The following is a 23,305-nucleotide window of genomic DNA, read 5'->3' as shown; positions in this document are numbered from 1 at the left end:
ATGCATTAGAGTAGTAGATGCCCCTCTGATGCATCAATAAACAAAAACAGTGCAATTGATGTTTTATCTAAAAGGAAGGTAGAGAGAAGAGCATGCCAGTAGATGTTGTTAGCTTCGGAGAGACGATGTTCCGCCTGACTACACCAGGTGGGAACAGGCTTGAGACCGCGCGAGCTCTGAATATTTATGTCGGGGGCAGCGAGTCTAATACACTGGCCAGCCTGGCGCGTCTGAACTTTCGGGTCTGCTGGCTGTCGGGTCTGCCTGATAATCCGCTAGGAAAGCACATAGAGACCGAGCTGCGCAGCCATGGTGTTGATACCAGTTTCGTTAGCTGGGCCTCCCCACAGGCACGCCTGGGAACCTTCTATGCCGAGGAGTCGCCATCGCCACTGGGACTGCAGGTCTACTATGATCGCGCCGCCTCGGCCTGTGCTCTGATCGATCCCGCGACGGTGCCATATACGCTGGTCGATGAGGCGCGCATGCTCCACCTCACGGGCATTACGCCCGCACTCAGCCCCCAGGCGCGGCAGATCTTTCAGCGTCTGCTGGAGCGCGCCCACACCAGCCAGGTACCACTCTCTTTCGATGTCAACTATCGCGCCAAGCTCTGGTCCCCGCAGGAGGCGGCCAGGCAGATCGAACAGGCATGTCAGCAGTCCAGCATCCTCTTCTGTGCCAGTGCTGACGCCGCCGAACTATGGGGGTTTGAAGGCGAGCCCGCCGAGGTTCTACAACAGATGGCCGGGCGCTTCGGCTCTGACAAGACGCTGGTTCTGACGCTCGGCAGCGCGGGCTCTGCCCACCTGGACCATGGGACATACGCCCACGTCCCCTGCTTCCCGACCGAGGGCAACGCCCGCTTCGGCTCAGGTGATGCCTTTGCCGCCGGTTATCTTTATGCATATATGGAAGGGTCACTCTACCACGAACTGGCCTCGCAGCGTGGTGAGACCGGCCTGACGCCGCTCGAATTTGGCAACGCCCTGGCCGCTCTTAAACGCTGCACGCCGGGCGATATCGCCATCTTCCACCCAACCGACATCAAAAACCTCATTCAGGCTGAAACCAACAAACGCTTCCGCTGACAGCTAGAGGGTATGGAAAAGGCGCGCACGTGCCTTTTCCATACCCTCTAACTAGCGATCCTGCCCGGTGGGACGAATCAAAATCTCATTGACATTCACACGCTCGGGCTGCGTCACAGCATAAACAATCGCCGCAGCGATATCCTCACTTTCAAGCGGAGTCAATCCCTGCAACCACTCCCCCTGCTGCTTTTTAGCGTTCTCATCGGTAATATGATCGGTCAATTCGGTGGCGACCGCTCCCGGCTCGATCACGGTGACGCGAATATTATTTTTATAGCTCTCCTGCCTTAACGCCTCGGAAAAAGCCACCACGCCCCATTTGGTCACATTATAAACGCCACTACCGGCCCGCGCGACACGGCCCGCTACCGAAGAAATATTGACGATATGCCCATGATTCTGCTCTTTCATAATCGGCAAGACGGCATGCGTCGTATACATCAATCCCATTACGTTGATAGCGACCATGCGCCGCCAGTCCTCGGTGTTGGCACCATCAATCTGGCCTAACAGCATCACGCCAGCATTATTGACCAGGATATCGATACGCCCCAGTTTATTTTTGACGTGCGTGACCATCGCTACCACTTGCTGCTCGTCGGCGACGTCCGCGACGATCGGTAGCGCCCGGCCGCCTCGCTCATGGATGCGACGAATCAAATCCTGCAAGCGGTCTCCACGTCGCGCCACGACCGCCACATACGCCCCCTCGGCCGCCAGCGAGAGCGCCGACGCTTCGCCAATTCCCGATGATGCTCCCGTGATCAGGGCAACTTTATCCTGTAATAAATTTACCATATGTTCTTGTAAACCTCTTTTAAAACAAAAATATGCCTGGATCTTTTGAAAATAGATGCATTTGGTATATAGCTATAACACGAATAAGGGATACCAAACGTACAATCGAAAAAATAAATTGGGACATTTAGCTCATCAGTGATGTCGGCACTTATTCTCGGCATACGGCCAGCGTAAAGCTATGCTAAAATACTGGTATGTTGAGAACAATTACCACTACACGCTATGTGACCCCATTGCGCGAGGGAGGATCACTGCCAGCGTTGGTCGAGGCCGATGACGATGGCCTCTATGTTCTGAAGTTTCGTGGCGCTGGCCAGGGACTGAAGGCATTGATTGCTGAGCTGGTGGCGGGCGAGATAGCGCGCACGCTGGGGCTTCCTGTGCCCGAAATTGTCTTTATGGAACTGGACCCCGTGCTGGGACGCTCTGAACCAGATTTTGAGATTCAAGAGTTGCTGAAGGCCAGCGCGGGCCTGAATCTGGGCCTGGACTTTCTACCAGGGGCGTTGACCTTTGATGCCCTGGACGCGGTCAATCTTGATCCCATGCTGGCGTCGTCGATTCTCTGGTTTGATGCCTTCGTGACAAATGTGGATCGCACACCCCGCAATACTAATATGCTCTGGTGGCATCGTCGCCTGATGCTGATCGATCATGGGGCCTCGCTCTATTTCCATCACGTCAACGCAGACTATATGTCCCGCAGCCGCATTCCATTTACCACCATCAAGAACCACGTCTTATTGCCGGTGGCCAGCATGCTACCGGAGGCTAACCAGAACCTCCAAAGCCGCCTGGATGCGAGCAACCTCAAAGCAATCATCGATCTGATTCCGGAATCCTGGTTGGAACAGGACGCCACCTTCGCCACACCCGCCCTCCATCGACAAGCATATCTAGATTATCTGCTGGATCGCCTGGAGCATTCATCAATTTTTGTAGAGGAGGCCCTGCGTGCCCGCGATCAGCTCTTATGACTATGCAATTATCCGCCTTGTGCCAGATGTCGAGCGCGGTGAATGCATAAACGTCGGGGTAATTTTGTTTTGCCGCACGCGCCGCTTCATGGAAGCACGCATACATCTGGATGAAGCACGCGTTCGCGCGTTTGCCCCTACCTTAGATCTTGAAGCCGTGCGAACCCAGCTTGATCACCTGCTGCTAGTCTGCTCGGGCAACGAGGGTAGCGGTCCCATCGGCCAGTTCTCGCAGTCGGAACGCTTTCACTGGCTGGTCTCGCCCCGCAGCACCATTATTCAAATCTCTCCCGTCCATTCAGGACTCTGCCAGCAGCCGGAAAACGCGCTCAGTCACCTGCTCAAGAAGCTGGTGCTCTGATCTAAAAACAAGGGTGGCATACGCCTTCCCAAAACACAAAAGAGATGCGGCGGGAACCGCTCTGGCTCGTTCCCGCCGCCTCCTTATTTAGCAGAAGCAAATATCTACAACTTAAAATCGGTGCTCGTCTATGGATGCCAGATAAAAGTAACACCAGGTCCAGGATGGAATGTCGCGTAGCTTACCTGATCCCAACCGCCATTCCAGTTCATGTTGCTGACAGTCACACCATTCGCGTTCGCGCTCGCCGCACTCACACCAGATTCCACCACGCCAACGTGTCCATACGCGCCCGCACCCTGCGTATACGCCTGCAGCACAATAATTGAAGGGCCATTTGGATTGGGTTCTGACGACGTAATCCAGCCATAAGCGGCCGCATTGCCCGCCCATTCATTCGCATTGCCCAACCACTCAACCCACCAGCCAGTCAATCCATGATAATGGATATTCGCCCAGTAGGTACACTGACCGACAAAGAAGCGGCCTGAGCTATCAGCATTGCCGCCAAGGGTGGTTACTGGGGCGGGAGTGGGAGCCGGAGCCGGAGCTGTCACCGGAGCCTGTGTCGGCGCCAGCGTCGGAACTGGCGCCGGAGCGACCGGGACCGGATTCTGCTTTACACCGGCATAGGTCACATTGCCCGGATCAAAACCGTCTTGCGTCACCGCGGTCGCGGTCGCGGCCTGCGCGGCAATCAGCGCTGTATTATTCTGCCTCCCAACCACATTGCTTGTCGATGGCTGGAACGGCATACCGAAGTTGAATGCCTCGCTCTTTCCCGATGGAATCGCGGCCATCAATGCTCCCCCAACAATAAATAGCAACACCAGCGCCACACCCGCATGGACAACCATTCTTCTCTTCAGCGCAGGGCGCGTAGCAACTGCCTTCGGCTTGCCATTTCCAGGAATAACAATGGGCATACGTACCGATGTCGTCGTAAGCTTGCTCTGTGTCGAGCCTGGCATCATCGAAGCGTCCGAGGTAGTAGCAACAGACATAGACTTCTTCGCAGTTGGAACAGCCATCAATGCATCGGTATTAGGAGATGGCTGCTGCTCAGGGAACGACAATTGCTCAACGAACTCGCCTGTATTCCCACCTACTTGCTCTGCCGAAGCAGCGCTTTTGTGAACCCCAGTAACAACTTTATCATCACGATCTCTAAACGACATACGAATTACCTTCAATCTTACACAGCTAACACTACACTTATTCGCATTCAGATGTTTCTCAATCTATGCTTCATAGTAATCTGAATGTAAGCAAGCACCACATACGACGCATAAAATATTTAGTACTTACATCAACAAACTTTAATCAATAACATGATATTGAGTCAAACAATCCACCAAAATACAGGACTATATAACTACTCTATTTTTGCATGTATAATAGCCATAAAAATATTAGCACATCTTTTGTGGACATAGAAATATTTGCGGAGGTATAAAAAACACATTAAAATCTCTCGTGTTGATTTGGCATTGTCCTTTACTCTGCGATAAGCTATAGGGACACAGTGAGAGCTAGATAAGTTCCAGAAAGGATGACACAATGCACTATCGCACGCTTGGACGCACCGGATGGAATGCCTCTGAGATTGGCTTCGGTTCCTGGGGTATCGGTGGCGATGCCTGGGGGCAGACGGATGATTCGGTCGCGCTGGCGGCCTTGCATAAAGCGATCGACGAAGGGGTCAACTTTATCGATACCGCCGATGTTTATGGCAATGGGCATTCGGAGCAGCTAGTGGCCCGGGTACGCAAAGAACGCAGCGAGCCCCTGTTTATCGCTACCAAAGCTGGCCGCCGCCTGAAGCCACATGTGGCTTCAGGCTACAACAATCTTGAGAATCTAAGAGGCTTTGTAGAGCGCAGCCTGCGCAACCTGGATGTTGAGGCCCTGGATCTACTGCAGCTCCATTGCCCGCCCTCCGAGGTCTATGATATGCCAGAGGTCTTCGGCCATCTGGATACCCTGGTTCACGAAGGCAAACTTAAAAACTATGGGGTCAGCGTCGAGAAGGTTGAAGAAGCGCTCAAAGCTATCCAGTATCCCAATGTAAAGACGGTCCAGATCATCTTCAACATGTTCCGCCTCAAACCGGCCGAAGCATTCTTTGCCGCCGCGCGCGAGCGCAACGTTGGTATCATTGTGCGCGTCCCGCTGGCCAGCGGTCTGCTCACCGGTAAATTCAAATCCGATACGCAGTTTGACGCCAAAGATCACCGCAACTTTAATCGCCATGGGGAATCGTTCGACCAGGGTGAAACATTCTCCGGCGTTGATTATGAGACCGGCCTGCAGGCGGTCGAAGAACTGCGCGACCTGGTCCCCGAAGGTACTACGATGGCTCAGTTCGCCCTGCGCTGGATCTTAATGTTCCCGGAAGTCTCAACCGTGATTCCGGGCGCCAAAAATCCTGAACAGGCCAGTGGCAACACCCAGGCCGCGAACCTGGCACCATTAAGCGACGATACCATGCGCCGCATCCAGGACCTCTACGACCGACGCATCCGTGCCCAGGTCCACTCCCGCTGGTAAACAGATCATATGTATATATAAAGCGAGGGGGCGATTTGCAAATCGCCCCCTCGCTTTATATATACAATCATTTTTCTACAGCATACCCGAATCTGTGCCACTAAGTATCTTTATAATTCATAGCCCGACTACACTATGGTACTATAGCCAAACACTAAATGTCCTAATACTCTGGCCTAAATATTCCTCTTCTGATGTATAGTTATAGGTAGCATGAGGTACGATAAGTATCAAAGGGTACTTAGACATAGAGGTAGAAGTACACCCACAGCGGCTTCGTCAGGAGCCGTGCCAGGGAGGCAGAGATGCCCCGGATGTAATGTGCATCCTATACTTTTTCTGGACACACTGCATTCTTTTTGGTGCACCCCTTTGTGGTAGACCTCTCAGTGTAGCAAGCCATCGCGCCACTGTTACCCATTTGTGCATTCACCCTACGGTAAAACGTAGGCATTTCTTTATACCAGGTAGGAAATCTGTCATGATAGATGATGAAATGCATGCGGCCCTGCTACCAATAGTTGAGGGTCAGCAGGTACAACCAGCGGCAATCAAGCTCATTGAGGAAGAAGAACAACAGCAGGTTAACGCTACATCGATTACGCTTAAGTGCGGCGATAGTTTCCTTCTCTTAGATGTGTGTGGCGATCTTCTCTCCACGCGCCAGGAAATGGGACTATTCCGGCATGGGACGCGCTTCCTGCGTTCGTGCAATCTTTTTCTGGAAGGGAAGAAACTGGTTGCTCTCTCACATCAGACCTCAACAATGAGCGATGCATGCCATATCGACCTGACGAATATGCCATTACAATTGACAGAGGAGACGCTCCTGGAACAGGGTGTGGTCCATGTTGATCGTTTTATCGAACTAGAACAAGACTATCTCAAACAAACGTTTACAATCACTAATTTTTATACTACTGATCTATCTCTGACTCTAAGCCTTATGGTGGGCGCTGATTATTGCGATATGTTTGAAGTGCGTGGCACGGTGCGCGAGAAGCGTGGTGTGCAGCAGCCGATCAAGATTGGTCAGAACGGCGTGCAGCTCAGTTATCAAGGACTCGACCAGGTAACGCGTTCAACGGCGATTCAGGCCTCTCCCGAACCGTCCTCCAATCAAGGCGAGCAGATGGACTGGAAGTTGCAGCTTACGCGCGGCGAGCCTGTAGAGATTAGCCTGCTGCTCCATATGAGCGAGTCAAGCCAGGAAACAATAGAGACCGCCCAGGCCATCACGCTCTGGCGGGAAACGCAACGGCCGACGCTCGAAACCGACCATCCCTTCTTCAATCGTTTGCTGGAGCGCGGCATTCAGGATCTGATGATGCTGAGCACGATGACACCCCACGGTTATTATCCATATGCCGGCATCCCCTGGTTCAACTGTCCCTTTGGGCGCGACGGATTGATTACGGCGCTGGAATTCCTACCCTTATATCCACAGGTGGCCCGTGGCACCCTGGCGTTCCTGGCAGCCTACCAGGGCACAAAGATAGATGCGTTCACCGATGAGGAGCCCGGCAAAATCTTTCATGAGTTCCGAAAAGGTGAGATGGCCGCCTGCCGTGAAATTCCCTATATTCCTTATTATGGAACAATTGATGCCACCCCGCTGTTTGTAATCCTGTTCGAGGCATATATGCGCTGGACCGATGATATCTCCTTCCTGGAGCAGCATTGGTCTCATATTCAGGCCGCCATTGATTGGATGATCAATTATGGGGACCAGGATGGGGATTCATTCCTTGAATACAGCCGTAAGGCCAGTACGGGCCTGGCGAATCAAGGCTGGAAAGATGCCTGGGATAGCATGACCCATAGCGATAGCAGGATCGCTCGTTCGCCGCTGGCGCTGTGCGAGGTGCAGGGCTATGCCTACGCAGCCTATCGCGCGGGTAGCTACCTGGCGCGCCGTCTCAGAAGAGCCGAGGAGGCCCGCACCTGGGATCTTCTGGCCGAGACCCTGCAGAAAAACTTTCTGGAGCAGTTCTGGTGGGAGGCTGAGCAGAGCGTCTACATGGCACTGGCTGAGAATAAAGAGCCGTGCGATGTCGTGGCTTCCAATGCCGGGCAGTGCCTCTGGACCGGCATCCTGCCAGACGATAAAGCGCGCCAGATCATTGAGCGCCTGATGCGTAAGGATATGTTCAGTGGCTGGGGCATGCGTACCCTGTCCACAAAGGCGGCCCGTTACAATCCCTTGAGCTATCACAATGGCTCGGTCTGGCCCCACGATACGGCCCTGGTGGGCAGCGGCTTCGCGCTTTATGGTGGCAAGCAGGAAGCCGGTCAGCTGCTCAAGAGCCTGTTTGAGGCCAGCCAGCATTTTCCCGATGCGCGCCTGCCCGAGCTCTACTGTGGCTTTGAGCGCCGCGAGGGCTACGGTCCTACGCGCTACCCGGTTTCGTGTTCACCGCAGGCCTGGGCAGCCGGCGCCCCCGTGACACTGCTCTTCTCCCTGCTGGGACTGCATCCCAATGCCGCTGAGGGCCGCCTGACTCTGCACCAGCCAACCCTGCCGGACTGGCTTGGCAGCCTGGAGATCAACGGCCTCACCGTCGGCTCACAGCGTCTACACCTGCGCTTCAACCGCCGAGGAAGCCAGACCGATGTCTCCATCGGCCGCGACAACGCCGTCGACGTACGAGTACTTTATTAAGGGAGCTTGTTATCAATGCACCTGGGGCGCACATACCCCCTGGTGCACTACCACTGCTAAAGACAAACGGGCAAAAGTCGTTTTATTTATGCGTACACCCGGGAGGGGCGCATACGCGCTCCTCCCGGGTGTACGCATAAATAAAATCCAGGGGGCTGCGCATGCGGCCGCCCGTGCGGGAGCGCATACGCCCAGTCTCCATTGACAAACTGCGGTCGCATCAGACATAGTGAACACGAATGTTCAGTTTATAGAACACGTAGACATACTAGAAGATGGAGAAGATGTGCTAGTGTCAGAAAGTATCACCTCAGTACTCGCTCAACGTCCCCTTGGATTAGTATTTGATATAGATGGTACCTTAAGCCCGATCGCTCCTACCCCTGACGCGGCGAGGCTCTATCCGGGGGCCGCCGAATATCTGCGCCAGGCCAGCCGGTTCGCGCATGTCGGCATCATTACCGGTCGAGCCGTTGCCGATGGCGCGCGTATCGTCAATGTAGAGGGTCTGACCTATGTAGGAACGCATGGATTGGAATGGTGCCAGGGCCTACCCTCTACCCATGAGATAGAATTGATCCCCGAGGCGGTACCCTACGCACAGCCCGGCCAGGAGCTATTGGACCTGGCGGAAAAAGAACTGGTGCCGCAGATACCGGGACTGATCGTGCAGCGCAAAAGCGTCGGCGGCACGTTGCACTATCGCCTCGCATCCGATCCGGAGCAGGCGCGCACAAAGATCCTCGCCACCTTGAAAGAGCCCGCCGCCAGACTGCATATGCATCTCGACGAGGGTAAACGCGCGGTCGAAATACTCGCGCCACTCACAATCAATAAAGGGAAGGCGCTTCGGCGCTTCGTCGAACACTTCAGATTAAAGGGAGTCATCTTCGCCGGTGACGATCGCACGGACCTCTACGGTCTGCTAGAAATTGAGCGCCTGCGCCAGGATGGCTACGCGGCCCACGGAATAGCGGTCCAACATGCGGATACGCCTCCAGCGCTACTCGAACACGCGGATAGCGTGGTCCACGGGGTTGAGGCCATGGTAGACACGCTGCAACAGATGACAATCGCGATCGGTGAAGAGAAAGAGTAAAAAAGGCCGCGATAAAGCAAGCAATCGTAGGGGTACCGACATGGTACCTCTACAGTTGCATCGCTATTACATCGGCCAGGTTGGTTATCTAGCAAGCACTGCTATACCACGGGACACACTATGCCATATTAGCAACAATGGGTGTACCTGAAAGAGGATTGACATTAGATGATACAACAGGTGCTGGCGTAATACTGGCGAAGACACGCTCCAACAACTCGTTGATATCAGAGATCTGGCGGGCCATCCAGATGGTCAGGTCGCTGCGTTCAACCGCCTGGCGGGCCAGAGTCGCCTTCAAATGCCTCTCTTCGGGGGACAACGTCAATGCATGATATAACGCTTGAGAAGTTTCGAAGACATCAGTTGGTGAGGTAGGAATAGAACCTTTTGCCAGTTGCTGAAACGCTCCTGCTGTACGCGATAAAACCAGTACGCCATCGGTCTGGTTAACGGCTGGCCCTTCTTTGGCTACCAGGTTCATACCATCAATGATTGGATTAACCAGCAGTACGTCATAATACTGCATAGCGGCCAGCGCTCGTACGCGATCATTACCAAAGAATGCCTGAATGGGTGTCCAATCGTCAGTGCCATACTTGTTGTTGATCTCCTCAATCAACGCGCGGACATCTCCATCGAAACGGCGATACATGGGGAGACTCTGACGTGAGGGCACCAGAAATGCAAGAAAAGTCACTTTTCCATGCAGTTCTGGATGTTTTGCAAGTACATCCTCATAGGCCTGAAAACCACGAATGATGTTTTTAGTTGGCTCGACGCGATCGACGCGCATAATGGTATAGTCACAAAGCAATTTTTTCATTTGCTCGGCGGCTCGACGTCCAGCGGCACTATTCACGACACGGCGCTCTTCCGAAACAGAGATTGAGATAGGATAAGCCCTCGTTTGAGTGCGATGCCCCTGCCACCAGATGGCTCCTTCCTCAAAATCGACGACCGCTCCATCTAAAAGCGTACGAGCCCCTTCCAGAAAGTTGCGTGCATCACGCTCAGTCTGAAAACCGATAATATCATTACCAACCAGTCCACTGTAAATTGCCTGGGCGATATTGCTGGGTAAGAAATGCCAGCAACGTACATCAGGCCAGGGGATATGGATGAATTGCTGCATGATAATAGTTGGGTGTCGCTGACGAATCATTAATGGCGCCAGGTAGAGATGGTAGTCCTGCAACATCACTACAGGTACGGTATTTTCACTCTCGATCTCGGTGCAGACCGCGTCAGCTATGGCCTGATTGGCCACAGTATAGCCGTTCTCCCAGGCATCCTGCAGCTGGGCCGCCGAAACGGAATCCTGTGTGGGATCATACATGTAGTGTTGTAGGAACCAGAGCAACTCATTACTGATTTTTTCATAATGTTTACGGTATGCATCCTTGGATACGGAAACATAGCGCAGTTGCATTTTTTGACCAGGGATAGGCGAATGTAGAATGCCATTATTCTCTTCCTGGGCTTTCTTCACAGCCAGGCGGTCCCCATCAGTCATGGTCATTGCAACCCACGAGACCTCCATACGGTTTCCAGCATCAATGAGTGCCGTCACCATACCGCCAGCACCGCGCCTCGCTTTGAGCGTCTTATCCTGCTTGAGCTGAAATTCTACTGGACCTCGGTTCGAAGCAATGATCAGACGTTGAGCGTGCGATAACTGCGGAGGAGGGACCTTTGTCGTCTTCCGCGTGGGCATGGGTGTATCCTTTCTAACAGGTGTTTACTATTTTTGCCTTCAGTACTACCGTGCTTCAATCTGTATTGCGCCCTTCTCAAAAGTGTCTTGATTCTTTTTGAAGCCTGAAACATTGACACGGCCTGACCTACTAACAAACCTATTCATGCATGACGGAGCTATGCAAGTCCCCAAGAGTAATGTTACCATACAATAAAGCAGAATGCATAGACTCTGCTTCCGAGGACCTTTTACATAGATATATTTGGAGAGATAACACCTGAAATCTCTACTGCGGTTTTACCTGCTTGTAGCGTTCTTACTTTTCAACAGTAATAGCTTCCCACACTTGACACGATAATAGCTCGTGTATCGACTCATTTTTTGGCACCTATTTCCTCATTTATATGTTTACCTCCTCGTTTATAAATAAGACGTATTACACCCAATTACACCAAAAAAATTGTTCGTCATGGTTAGCCTTCCTTATACATGATGAGACAATAGTCCCATATGCGCTAAGACCTACCAAAGTACTCGTTCTGGTTATAGAAGAGCGGTCAGGATGCTGGTTTGCTTTACCTCCTGCTTCCTGTTATTCATATTTATCGCTATTCCCATTGTATATACTGATTAACTGGTATCTCTTTATCAGATACAATATAGACGATAACCCATAACTACTATGTGGCAAGTAAATTTTTGCGGTCACATAGGGCATCATGCTAGAATTGCCCTGCGAGAAGCAGAGAGAATTATGTGTTTTATCTGACCCGTGGCACTATTGAGAGGAGCGCAAATTTGGAAGAGACAAAGGGTAAGAATTGGTTTTTGCGTATACTGGATTTCATTAATCCGTTGCGCGATCCCAGCCTTACCGTTGCAGCCGTACTAACTTTTATTGAGGAGGCGGGACAGCAAAACCCATGGTATATCATTATTGTGATTGCGCTCGTCAACTGGTTAGCGGTGCGTGGTATTGTCTGGCTGGTGGTGAACTTTACCTTTGCCGCCGTATTTATTGGCCGTAGAATCTGGTGGTCTGTACAACACCCACGCCTGGCCTGGCGTATCCTGGATGCGGTTGGCCACGAGGAAATTGTCATTGGAGGAAACTCCGGCCTGACTGATAGCATTATGCTACAGGATGGCAGCACCATTATGAGCCCGTTGCTGGGCGCCAATGGCATCCATGTGATTGGCGAGTTACCTGCTGGTACGGAACTACCAATGCTAGGTATGCCCGGGCAATCATCCGAAGCGATGCAGCCGTTCAATGGCTCGGGCTTCTTTCCAGGGGCACAAGATTTCTCTCCTAATGGCTTCGCAGGTCAGCCCGCTTATCAACCGGCGGGAAATAACACTTTCAATAACGAGTTCGTGAGCCCACAGAGTACCGATGGGTTGCCGCAAAGTTTTTCACAACGACCTTCACAGGAAGAAGAACAGTTGCGTCAACAAGTAGCTGCCTTAAATCGTTTATTAGAGGACTGGATTCAATTCACCGAAGAGAAATGGCGAACTATTAGTGACAGCCAGCTGGGCTGGAAGCCACTACGTGGTCGCTGGGGCAACTGGGACGACATCTTCCAGGATGCCTACGCAGCAAAAACGTCCGACCCCATGGCGGAAGCTGCTCAACTGGCCGGTGAAGCTACAGCCCGTCGCTTTGAAACTTCAAAGGATAAAGGTTCGGCAGCTTCTGCCGTGGCCTGTTTTATGCGCGACATGATGACGCTACGTCGGGGCCTGGATATGATGCAACAAACAATAGAGCAGCGCCCGGATACCCAGCATGGGCAGCCTCCCGTTCAGCCTTCCCGGCAGTTCGGTAGTGCGAATAGTGGTTCGCTCTTGAATGGTTCAACCGGCAATACCGCCGCCCGCAGCTCACTGATTCGTCGACCTGCACAGATTTTTGTGGACGCCGACTCTAAAAAATAGGACAAACCATGTATACGTATTCCCCTCGTCCTGTTCACGTGCGCCCAGAATTGGACCGAATGGCTGAATATATACCTGGTGAGTCTCAGGAAGCATTCAGTGCACGTACAGGAATACCAGTTGATCAGCTTATTAAGCTGAACGCGAATGAAAGTCCGTATGGACCAGCCCCCGAAGTGGTTGCCGCTTTAGGTAACTACTTCGCTTATAATAATTATCCCGATACAGACTCGCGGGCGCTCAAACAGGCCCTCGCAGAGTATACGGGAGTCGATAGTCAGCATATCGTGGTCAGCCACGGTAGCAATGAGCTGATTAATCTGCTCTGGCACATTTTTCTTTCTGTTGGTGACAACATTATCTGTTGCCCACCAACATTCTCTCTCTATACCTTCATTACGACATTCTGTGGGGCATATGTACTTGAGGTGCCACGCACAGATGATTATGAGGTGGATGTGGAGGCTATCATCAAGGCTCTGACCCCTGAGACCAAGATGATCGTTCTTTGCTCACCCAATAATCCAACCGGGAACCCGGTCAGCGAACAGGATATCCTGGCTCTGCTGGATACGGGTCGCATCGTGATGGTCGATGAGGCTTACACCGAGTTCTCGGATAAACCACAGGGGCTGGCCCACCTGGTCCCCCAGCATCGTAACCTGATCGTGATGCGTACCTTCAGCAAATGGGCTGGCCTGGCCGGTTTGCGCGTTGGCTATGGCATTTTTCCCGAGTGGATCGTGTCGTATATGCGCCGCGCACAGTGTCCCTTTGAAGTAAATATGGCCGGACATATCGCGGCCATCGAAACATTGAAGCACCTGGATTATACCCTGGGCAAGGTACGCTTGCTCATTGAGGAACGAGATCGCCTGTTCCAGATGCTGGCCCGGCGTCCGTATCTGCATCCTATGCCTTCACAGGGTAATTTCATTTTGACCGAGGTGGATGTAGAGGAGGTCCGGATGGAACGCATCAAGCGTGCGGTCGAGTCCCGCGGCGTTATGCTCCGCTACTTTAATCATCCCTACCTGAGCAATTTTGTTCGCCTGAGCGTCGGGCGCCCCGAACATACAGATATCATTGCTAGCGCACTCGATAGCATCGATGAATATATATAAATTATTATCTGGGCTTTAAGGAGTCAGTTGTGTGACGGCGCATGAGGCGCGCATTCGCGCCCCATGCGCCGTCACACAACTGACTCCTTAATCATACTTTATGCTCTTGCTCAATTTCCTCTTTCCGATGTACAATAGCCGCGCAAGGATGTGCAGAATCGTGCACATATATGGTTTTGTGGAGGAAATACTATTTATGCCATACAATACAGACGATCTGACGACGATTGAGGCCGTTACCGCTCGTGAAATACTCGATTCACGTGGGAATCCGACCGTCCAGGTTGAGGTGCTTTTGATGGGTGGCGCACAGGGTATCGCGGCGGTGCCGTCGGGTGCGTCAACAGGTGCCCACGAGGCAGTTGAGTTACGCGATGGCGATAAGAGTCGCTATGGCGGCAAGGGGGTCCTGAAGGCTGTAGCAAATGTCCAGGATACAATCGAGGAGGCTCTGGTTGGACTGGACGCCACGGACCAGGCTACGATCGATGAGGTAATGATTTCGTTAGACGGAACTCCCAATAAGGCGAATCTGGGGGCCAACGCGATTCTGGGCGCTTCGCTGGCTGTGGCTAAAGCGGCCGCGCAGGCACAACAGCAGCCACTGTATCGCTATCTGGGTGGCGTCTCCGCTCGCACGTTACCTGTGCCGATGATGAATATCCTCAATGGTGGTAAACACGCCGATAACTCTACCGATTTTCAGGAATATATGGTGCTCCCCATTGGCGCGTCTTCATTCCATGAGGCCCTGCGCATGGGCGCCGAGGTCTACCAGGCTCTGAAGAAGGTGCTGCACGATAAAAAGCTGAATACAAATGTTGGCGACGAGGGTGGCTTTGCCCCTTCCCTGGGCAACAATCGGGCCGCGCTGGAGGTCCTGGTGGCCGCGATCGAGACCGCTGGCTATAAACCTGGCAAAGATATTTATCTGGGTATGGACGCGGCGGCGACCGAGCTGTACGAAAACGGCAAGTATGTCCTGGCTCGCGAGGGGCGTACGCTGTCCTCTTCAGAGATGGTCAGCCTCTATGAGCAGTGGATCAGCGAGTATCCCCTGGTGACAATTGAAGATGGCCTGGCCGAAGATGACTGGGAGGGCTGGTCCCTGTTCCGTCAGCGCGTCGGCAACCGGGTCCAGATCGTTGGTGACGATCTGTTTGTCACCAATACCGAGCGCCTGAAACGTGGTATAAGAGAGCAGTCCGCCAATTCTATCTTGATCAAGCTCAATCAGATTGGTTCACTGACCGAGACACTGGATGCGATTGAGATGGCCAAACGGGCCCAGTTTACGGCCGTGGTCTCCCATCGCTCAGGCGAAACAGAGGATACGACGATTGCGGACCTGGTGGTCGCAACCAACGCGGGACAGATTAAGACTGGCGCCCCCGCCCGCAGCGAACGGGTCGCTAAATACAACCGCTTGCTGGTAATCGAGGATGAGCTGGGTGCCGAAACTGCCCGCTACGCAGGCTACAGCGCCTTCTATAACGTCCCCGATCTCTACGCCAAAGCGTAAGTAAGATGTATGTGTTGGTGCCATCACGGTCGCTAAGCGACCGTGATGGCACCAACACATACATCTTAGAATGCAATTAAAGAGAGGATTTATGGCTAGCAATACATCTGGCGTTCTCGAACGACGCTCGGGACGTTCTGTTCACTATAATATTAGCTACCTGGTACAGGGTGCGGAATATGGCACCGATGGTGCCATCGTTCTTCTACACGATTTTCCTTCCGGGGCTTTCTCATGGGAAGGCATTATGGGCCAGCTCGGCGCGTTACGACGCGCGGTCTATGCCTTCGATATGCTTGGCTTCGGCCAGTCTGATCATCCGTGGCCGGCCGATACCTCTGTCTGGGGACAGGCAGATGTGCTTTCGTACCTGATTAAAGATCTACAGCTCACCAATATTGTGCTGGTTGGCCATGGCCTGGGCGGTGGCGTGGCACAGGTGCTCGCAACACGCCTGCTGCGCCCACAGACACGGGCTCTGGTGCTGGTCAATACCAATTGCTACCTGCATACGTTCGCGGAAAACTGGCCGTTGACCGATATGGAGAAGCGCCGCGATTTTGACGCACCCCATAATACGCAGCTGGAAGATTTGATCAATGACCTGCGTGAGACGCTGCCACGTGGTAGCGCAAATCCACAGGCGTTTGCTAAGGTAATCAGCAACTACGTCGATCCCTGGAATAACGAGATCGGCAAAGAGATTCTCTTTCAACAGGTGCGCAACCTCATCCCCTACTACCTGAACTCGGTCTCCAGTGATCTGCGCAGCCTGGGCAAACCGACTCTGATTGTCTGGGGGGAGAGGGATGAGCAGATTCCGCTGTCCTACGCCGAACGCCTGCATCGTGAAATTCCACAGTCACAGCTGGTCGTTCTACCCAATACCGGTCACCTGGCACTGTTCGATGCCCCCGATGGTGTCGCCAGGGCACTGAGCGACTTTGTAACCAACATCTAACATATAGCAGGCACATATAAGTAGTATGAAATTGGAGCCCGGCATGCCGGGCTCCAATTTCATACTACTTATATAAAAAAACCGCCTGAATATCCCCATAAGTACATCTTTATGTCATTATGCTTGCCTTATACTCTATAAATCGGTATAATGAGCAACGTGTATTAAAGGGTTTTTGAAGGGATTGCAGGGGGTATACATATGCCACATATGCCACGTCTGAAGAAAGTGTTACTCGTTAAAGCCGCGACCGGCGGAGAACTGCTGCCACATGCAGCGATCACGATAGATCTATTACCATCATTAATGCTCTCTCCTATAACTGATAAGGTAGAAGCGCAACATATACGCCCATTAGCCAGTGTACTACCCACAACGGATACGAACATCTTCAAACCACAATCTGAACAATCAGGCGCTACTGCGGATCAGGTCTCGCCACACTGTGAGCCACTAGCAACCATCCCGCCAGCACCCACGATTAAGAAAGGGAGTTTCACAGATAAACCCGTTGTCATCGCGGGCAATACGCTGTTGCTGGGCCTGCTCAGCTATCTGCTCTTCCGACATCAGCGGGCTTATCTCTTTTTATCCTGGTATCTGCTGCTTCTGCTGTGGTCTTATCTGACCTTCAAGCCGGTACGCCAGCTCTTTGCCCGGGGAATGCAGGCGTTGCGTCATTTCTCACATCCAACCACACCTCCGGCCATCACGCCTCCAGGCGCGGCAAACTATCGCGCCGCACATATGCGCCAGCTCCAGAATGACACCAATGCTTATCTGCAGGCGTTACGCGATCTGCATAAAAAAACACAACATTAAAATCTGTCAGCGCAGACCGCTATGCTTTTCTGGACCAATGCGGCTTTTTCATGTTACACTTGTATAACGATTGGATATCCCACTCTTCTCTGAGAGTGTCAGATCCACGAGATCATCGCCTGCTACGTACCTGATTTTTCGCACCTACGGTGCTCACGAGTCATTTATATATTGGTGCAGCAGGGGCACAAATGTGCCCCTGCTGCACCAATATATAAAACCAGCGCGGCCGCGCATGCGGACACCCGAGCGGGTGCGCTTTGGCAGCTATAATGACGATTGGAGATATAGAGGGATGGGAAATGATGCTTTTGTTCCGTCACTGGCCGCGGTTCAGCGGTACGCGGGACAAATTCGTGACAATGTGGCACGTGTAATCATTGGTAAATTAGAAGTTATCGATCTATTACTGGTGGCGCTGTTGAGCGATGGCCATGTGTTGCTGGAAGACGTGCCGGGGATGGGGAAAACGGTGCTGGCCAAGGCGCTGGCCCGCTCGTTGGGCGCGACCTTTCAACGCGTACAGGGTACGCCCGATCTTCTTCCGACCGATATCATCGGCGTTAGCTATTACGATCAGAAGCAGAATGAGTTTGTCTTCCGCAGTGGACCCCTGTTCGCCCAGATCCTGCTGGTCGACGAGATCAATCGTACGACCCCGCGCACGCAGTCGGCCCTGCTGGAGGCGATGGCCGAAAGGCAGGTGACGGTTGAGCGCGAGAGCAAACAGTTGCCACGCCCATTTCTGGTGCTGGCCACACAGAATCCCGTTGAGCTGGAGGGAACGTTCCCTCTGCCAGAGGCTCAGCTCGATCGCTTCCTGCTCCGAGTGCAGATGGGCTATCCGGAAGAGCAGGAGGAGCAGGAGATTCTGCATCGCTTTAAGCTGAATGAGCCACTGGAAACCTTACAGCCTGTGGTCAGCGCGACCGAATTTGTGGGCCTGCAGCGGGCGGTTCGCGAGGTGCAGTGGCAGCCGGAGGTGGAACGCTATTTACTGGCCATTGTGCGTGCCACGCGCCGGAACGACGCGATCCAGCTGGGCGTGAGCCCCCGTGGTACGCTAGCCCTGTATCGCGCCTGCGAAGCCTACGCCGCCATCCAGGGACGCAACTTTGTGCAGCCAGACGATATTAAGTATCTATCACCTTTTGTGCTGGGACACCGTATTCTGGCGACTAATCGCAATCGCATGCGCGGTCGACGCAGTCAGGAGATCATTAACGAGATCGTGCAGACGATCGAGGTACCAGTTGAGGCTATCGCGACCCCGCCAGCTACAAGGTAATTTTTCATGAGTATTGAGGAAGATACGCATCTTCAGCAAGCTGAGCCAGCTGATCAGCTGCTCAAAAAGCGGCGACTCTGGTACTACCTGGCCCTGGCTCTGCTGATCCTGAGTGTGATTACACGCCAGCCTTTGATGGTGCTGGCCGCTCTTTTTACGTTCCTGGTCGGCATAGTACCCGAGATCTGGTATCGCTACGCGCTAAAGCATCTGCTGGTACGCCAGAAAGTCGATCAGTCGCATCTCTTCTTTGGCGAGCAGGTTACCCTGTCGGTTACGGTGGAGAATCGTAAGTTTTTGCCATTGCCCTGGCTGCAGATGGAGAATTCGATCTCTCCCCCATTGACGATTACAGGTGACCGCAGCAGTCGGCTACAGACAATCAAACGCGATACCTTGATCAGCACCTGGCTACTCTGGTCCTATCAGCGCGTGACGCGTCGCTATCGCATGCGCTGCCATGCCCGTGGCTTTCATCTCTTTGGTCCTCTGCGCCTGAACTGCAGTGATCCCTTCGGCTGGCTGGATCGTGGACTGGTGTTGCCCGCCAATGAGACGTTGCTGGTCTATCCACTGATCGCCCCAATCGAGAACCTGGGACTTCCCTCGGTCTTTCCGATGGGCGAGTATGTGGGAGCGCGTCAGCTGCTGGAGGATCCGCTCTGGTTCGCGGGCAATCGCGAGTATCAAATGGGCGACGATCCACGCCGCATCGACTGGAAGGCGACGGCTCGCGTGGGTGAGCTGCGCAGCAAAATCTACGAGTCAACCACCGAGCGGCACCTGCTGATCCTTCTCGATACCTGGACCTACTCGAACGAGTCGAAGGGAATGGACGAAGAGCTACAGGAATACTGCATCTCGGCGGCCGCCTCCCTGGCGATCTGGGGATTGGATGAAGGCTACATGGTCGGTATATTGACCAATAGCTCGATGGTGACGGCTACCCATACGTTTAGCACCGAGGTCAATACCGACCAGGTATTTGACGAGGAGGCGGCCCGTAAGTCGAACGCCACCACCATCTCACCCCCCGGTATCAGCCTGCCTTTCGCCCGCGACTATGCCCATTACGAGCAGATCCTGAGTACGATGGCGCGCCTGGTGCCAACGTTTAATACACCAATCGAGCGCATTATCGAGATGGAGGATGAGATGTTTCAGCAGGGCACAACTATCCTGCTAGTCAGCCCGGTCAATACGCTGAGCCCGACGACGATCGACTACCTGCTTGAGCGTCGCCGCCATGGGACCGCCGTCAATATCATTCTGGCTGGCGATCTTGAGGAAGGCAAGGAGCTCCCAGATACCGCTAACCTGGCTACGTATAACATTGGAGGAAAGGAGCAGTGGCATGAGCTTATTCAGGCCGTCGGCGACGGACAGAACGCAGCCATCGGTACCAGCGCGCGTAGCCTCCAATTGGATTGAGCTGCTGGCCATTCCTATTGCGTCGGCGTTGATGGAGGCTCAACCCATCTTCCTGCTCTTGCAATTGATATTTCTGCGTCTGACACAGAGTATCAACTACCTGGATGTCGGAAGTATTGTGCTAACCCTGCTGCTGTTTCACTGGTGGGGACTGTGGGGATATCATCGACGCCAGCAGCGTGGTCACCAGCTGGACTACGAGGTCGGGATGCACGTGACCTCGTTTGACGTGCTGGGCATTATCCTGGGACTCCTGCTGCTGGGTCTGACCCACTATTACGCGCTCGGCGATACGTTCACCGTGGTCTTCATGATTGTGCTGACCGGCTGGGCCTGGAAGCGTGGCGTTGATCGGGCCCGGGGAGGTTTCAGCGATGATCAGTTGATCCTCTTTTTTAAGATCGGCCTGGGTGCAATCCTGCTTGTGCTCACCTTCTCACTGCTGGGGGATATCGGTTCGACGTATAGCATCAACAATGAGCTGTTGCGCGATCTGCCAATCTTCTTCCTGTCTGGCTTCGTGGCGCTCTCTTTTACACGTATCGGAGCGGCGCGCAAGGAACAGGCCCGGCAATCACAGACAGGGATGAAAGAGGGGAGCAGCAGGTGGATCGTGGCCCTGACCATTACATGGCTGGTGTTGATCGCGCTCTGCATACTGATGGAGATTCTTCCCAACGCGATACTAATCATGCTCCTGAGTCCATTCTGGTCATTGGTCGACTGGATAGCCCAGTTCCTCCTGCTGGTGATCAGCTGGATTTTCTATGGCGTCTCCATGGTCCTGAACTGGCTATTGGGCTGGCTCAATCATCTGCTGGGACCCGCGCCCGCGCCGCCAGCCTTCTCTTCCCAGAAGAAGCCACAGCCAAAGAGCCTTTCGCAGATTCACCTTCATCAAAACATAGCCGATCCCACGACGATGCTGCTGCTGCGTCTGCTTGTGATCGCCGCCGCCATTGCGGTCTTGATCGCTATTGTGCTGTTTGTCAAAAACAAGCGGCAACACGGGGAAGAAAATACGCTGCCCGAAGAGGAGGAGGTACGCGAGGGGCTGGATATGCAGCAAATCCGTAGAGAACGGCGCCAGGAGCGTCAGCAGCAGGTGGTAAGCAGCCAATTAGAACCGCTGGAGACCAATTCAATGCGTGCCCGCTATCGCGGCTTTTTGCAATCGATGGCGGAAAAAGGCGGTGAGTTCGGCCGCTATCCGACCGAGACACCGGCGGAATACCAGCGGCGCCTGCTCTTGTTATCCGCCCATAAACTCCCAGCTGGTAGCACAGACACCCCAACCGACCCGGCCATCCTGGACGAGTTTACCCGTGCCTACGCGCAGGAACGCTATGGTCAGCAAAAACCCGCTGCTGAACAGCAAAACTTCCTGCGTCAGTGGTTACCCCATCTCTTTCAAAGATTCTCAACCTACCTTAACGCGGCACCCCGACCGGTGCAGAAAAAACCCTATCAGCCCTCCCGCTGGGGCGAAGATTGATCCTGTATAAAGCAGGGAGGTGCAGGAGGGCGGCGAGCCCCTCCTGCCGGGGTTTGGGGCGCCCCAAAATCCCTTCCTCTCCCTTTCCCGCCGTAGGCGGGGATACAAAAAGTGTTCGGTTCATACACGAACCGAACACCTTGCTTTTATGCGACCCCAGGAAACTTACGCTTCTGGTAAACGACCGGGCCACTCTGAGAGCCCCGGTTATAGATCTCGACAGCGTCAATGTATTTTTCATACAGACGCTCTAAATCACGAACCGGTGCTCCTTGCTGCTCAGCCTGTACTAACTCATACCACCGCTGTTGCATACATTGATGGGCATGTTCTAACTCAGCCGGGCTCATAGGATATATTCTTCCTTTAGGAGGCCTTGTTGTTCTGCTTGGACTCCCTGTATTCTGCGGTCAACTGTTGAATCATTTTGCGCGCGCCGGTATAGCTCAGCGTGGAAGTATCGGCTGGCACGGTCTTACCAAGGTGATCACACAACTTACGAATGCTCGAAAGCTGTTGCTCGGTGGCATTGGTGGGCGCTTCATTTTCGGCTTTGCCATTCTGTTCAGCCGCCGGGCGATTGCCGTTCGAGCCATTGCTGGCCGGGCGCACCGAAACCAGGGAAGAATTATGACCATTTGAGCCGACACCATTAGAGATGGCGGCTGCCTGGCGCTCTACCGGGCTATCGACGATGCGATGGGCCTCTTCCCACTCGTCGCCAGTGAACTGCGTGCCATACCCGAGCGCCGCCAGGGCGCGACCGATCGCTCCCGTCTCGGCCTTTTCAATGAAGTCGCCGAAGCTGGCCGCCTTCTCGGATTTGGTCCCGGTGGCCACACCACCCACACCATCTCTGACGACCGCGCGGAAAACACAGAAGCCCTTGGCCTGCTTGATCACCTTCTCGCTGCGCCTGCGCTCAGCGTTCCAGGCGTAGCCCTCCTCCTCGGTATCTCGATCCAGGTCCAGGTGGAGCATCTCTGTTTCGATCATACCATGTGGGAAGGCAGAACGAAACCAGACAAGCCGCCATTGGACGGGTAAGTAGTCCTTTGAGGTTTGACCAGACCTGATTTGCATAAGGTGTTCGTTGGGATTGAAAACACGGGACGGCGTCTGTTCCTCCTGGACCTGCCCGTTGGTTTGATCGTCCATGTTATGCTCCTTTTTGAAAATTTGTTCTAATATTTTAGAACACCAGACCTATATTGTCAAGTGTCTTTCTATACCATGAAGTATCAGACATCTGACTATTCTTTTTTGGTAGTGGAAAAATGGTAGTAAGCAAGCAAGGCGTTTTTAGAGGGCGGCCTGTTCCATTTATGCGTGATTGCTCATTAATGATGGGTTAACTTTTTGCCTCTTATTTATAATGGCGGTGTAAAACAAAATTTTATTGCGTCACAGTTATACTTGTAGTAGCTGCATATTTTTTATTACAGCGCATCATAGTGTTAACTCGCGGATGCATGGCA

Annotated in this window: 19 protein-coding genes; 14 read left to right on the top strand and 5 right to left on the bottom strand. The window is 53.3% G+C overall.

The window, feature by feature from the left end; translation table 11 throughout:
* Window positions 1-92: 92 nt before the first annotated feature.
* Window positions 93-1,091: a sugar kinase gene (locus KTT_RS12620; protein WP_126596311.1), complete on the top strand. Its 999-nt coding sequence runs from the start codon at window positions 93-95 to the stop codon at window positions 1,089-1,091.
* A 51-nt stretch (window positions 1,092-1,142) separates the two neighbouring features.
* On the opposite strand, the gene KTT_RS12615 is transcribed toward KTT_RS12620, so the two are convergent.
* Window positions 1,143-1,892 carry an SDR family NAD(P)-dependent oxidoreductase gene (locus tag KTT_RS12615; protein ID WP_126596310.1) on the bottom strand — a complete coding sequence of 250 codons (750 nt, stop codon included), beginning with the start codon at window positions 1,890-1,892 and terminating at the stop codon, window positions 1,143-1,145.
* Window positions 1,893-2,089: 197 nt separating this feature from the next.
* Here KTT_RS12615 and KTT_RS12610 point away from each other — a divergent pair, with 197 nt between their 5' ends.
* Both KTT_RS12610 and KTT_RS12605 read left to right on the top strand, forming a co-directional pair.
* Entirely contained in the window at window positions 2,090-2,872 is a 783-nt protein-coding gene (locus KTT_RS12610; protein ID WP_126596309.1) for a HipA family kinase, read from the top strand.
* A complete protein-coding gene (locus KTT_RS12605; protein WP_126596308.1) occupies window positions 2,850-3,233 on the top strand; it encodes a DUF3037 domain-containing protein in 384 nt (127 codons plus the stop codon). The genes KTT_RS12610 and KTT_RS12605 overlap by 23 nt, the downstream gene beginning before the upstream one ends.
* Window positions 3,234-3,361: 128 nt before the next feature.
* On the opposite strand, the gene KTT_RS12600 is transcribed toward KTT_RS12605, so the two are convergent.
* A complete protein-coding gene (locus KTT_RS12600; protein ID WP_126596307.1) occupies window positions 3,362-4,411 on the bottom strand; it encodes a CHAP domain-containing protein in 1,050 nt (349 codons plus the stop codon).
* Between the two features lie 382 nt (window positions 4,412-4,793).
* On the opposite strand from KTT_RS12600, the gene KTT_RS12595 reads away from it, so the two are divergent.
* From KTT_RS12595 to otsB, 3 genes are all read left to right on the top strand, one after another.
* Entirely contained in the window at window positions 4,794-5,783 is a 990-nt protein-coding gene (locus tag KTT_RS12595) for an aldo/keto reductase (protein WP_126596306.1), read from the top strand.
* Window positions 5,784-6,264: 481 nt separating this feature from the next.
* A complete protein-coding gene (locus KTT_RS12590) occupies window positions 6,265-8,445 on the top strand; it encodes an amylo-alpha-1,6-glucosidase (RefSeq protein ID WP_160145829.1) in 2,181 nt (726 codons plus the stop codon).
* Window positions 8,446-8,737: 292 nt separating this feature from the next.
* On the top strand, window positions 8,738-9,544 hold the full coding sequence (otsB, locus tag KTT_RS12585) for a trehalose-phosphatase (protein ID WP_160145828.1): 807 nt from the start codon (window positions 8,738-8,740) through the stop codon (window positions 9,542-9,544).
* Window positions 9,545-9,662: 118 nt separating this feature from the next.
* On the opposite strand, the gene KTT_RS12580 is transcribed toward otsB, so the two are convergent.
* Window positions 9,663-11,261, bottom strand: a complete 1,599-nt coding sequence (locus KTT_RS12580; RefSeq protein ID WP_126596303.1) for an alpha,alpha-trehalose-phosphate synthase (UDP-forming) — start codon at window positions 11,259-11,261, stop codon at window positions 9,663-9,665.
* 780 nt (window positions 11,262-12,041) lie between these two features.
* Here KTT_RS12580 and KTT_RS12575 point away from each other — a divergent pair.
* The 8 genes from KTT_RS12575 (at window position 12,042) to KTT_RS12540 (ending at window position 21,827) form a co-directional block, all read left to right on the top strand.
* Window positions 12,042-13,184, top strand: coding sequence for a hypothetical protein (locus tag KTT_RS12575; protein ID WP_126596302.1), 1,143 nt, complete (start codon window positions 12,042-12,044; stop codon window positions 13,182-13,184).
* An 8-nt stretch (window positions 13,185-13,192) separates the two neighbouring features.
* Window positions 13,193-14,308 carry a histidinol-phosphate transaminase gene (hisC, locus tag KTT_RS12570; RefSeq protein ID WP_126596301.1) on the top strand — a complete coding sequence of 372 codons (1,116 nt, stop codon included), beginning with the start codon at window positions 13,193-13,195 and terminating at the stop codon, window positions 14,306-14,308.
* 196 nt (window positions 14,309-14,504) lie between these two features.
* Entirely contained in the window at window positions 14,505-15,830 is a 1,326-nt protein-coding gene (gene eno, locus KTT_RS12565) for a phosphopyruvate hydratase (RefSeq protein ID WP_218030880.1), read from the top strand.
* Window positions 15,831-15,921: 91 nt separating this feature from the next.
* A complete protein-coding gene (locus tag KTT_RS12560; RefSeq protein WP_160145826.1) occupies window positions 15,922-16,791 on the top strand; it encodes an alpha/beta fold hydrolase in 870 nt (289 codons plus the stop codon).
* Between the two features lie 201 nt (window positions 16,792-16,992).
* The gene (locus KTT_RS12555; protein WP_126596299.1) at window positions 16,993-17,613 is read left to right on the top strand and encodes a hypothetical protein; all 621 of its coding nucleotides are present in this window, start codon (window positions 16,993-16,995) and stop codon (window positions 17,611-17,613) included.
* A gap of 295 nt (window positions 17,614-17,908) precedes the next feature.
* Window positions 17,909-18,901 (top strand): AAA family ATPase, encoded by a 993-nt coding sequence (locus tag KTT_RS12550; RefSeq protein WP_126596298.1) that lies wholly within the window; start codon window positions 17,909-17,911, stop codon window positions 18,899-18,901.
* A 6-nt stretch (window positions 18,902-18,907) separates the two neighbouring features.
* Window positions 18,908-20,332 (top strand): DUF58 domain-containing protein, encoded by a 1,425-nt coding sequence (locus KTT_RS12545; RefSeq protein ID WP_126596297.1) that lies wholly within the window; start codon window positions 18,908-18,910, stop codon window positions 20,330-20,332.
* Window positions 20,256-21,827, top strand: a complete 1,572-nt coding sequence (locus KTT_RS12540) for a DUF4129 domain-containing protein (RefSeq protein ID WP_160145825.1) — start codon at window positions 20,256-20,258, stop codon at window positions 21,825-21,827. Before KTT_RS12545 ends, KTT_RS12540 begins: the two co-directional genes overlap by 77 nt.
* Window positions 21,828-21,973: 146 nt before the next feature.
* On the opposite strand, the gene KTT_RS12535 is transcribed toward KTT_RS12540, so the two are convergent.
* Both KTT_RS12535 and KTT_RS12530 read right to left on the bottom strand, forming a co-directional pair.
* The gene (locus KTT_RS12535) at window positions 21,974-22,177 is read right to left on the bottom strand and encodes a hypothetical protein (RefSeq protein ID WP_126596295.1); all 204 of its coding nucleotides are present in this window, start codon (window positions 22,175-22,177) and stop codon (window positions 21,974-21,976) included.
* 16 nt (window positions 22,178-22,193) lie between these two features.
* Window positions 22,194-22,985 (bottom strand): hypothetical protein, encoded by a 792-nt coding sequence (locus KTT_RS12530; protein WP_126596294.1) that lies wholly within the window; start codon window positions 22,983-22,985, stop codon window positions 22,194-22,196.
* Between the last annotated feature and the right edge of the window lie 320 nt (window positions 22,986-23,305).

The sequence above is a fragment of the Dictyobacter aurantiacus genome (assembly GCF_003967515.1).
In the GTDB taxonomy this organism is placed as follows: Bacteria; Chloroflexota; Ktedonobacteria; order Ktedonobacterales; family Ktedonobacteraceae; genus Dictyobacter; species Dictyobacter aurantiacus.
The sequence above is the reverse complement of the archived record's forward strand: the minus strand, read 5'-3'. Positions and strand labels throughout refer to the sequence as shown.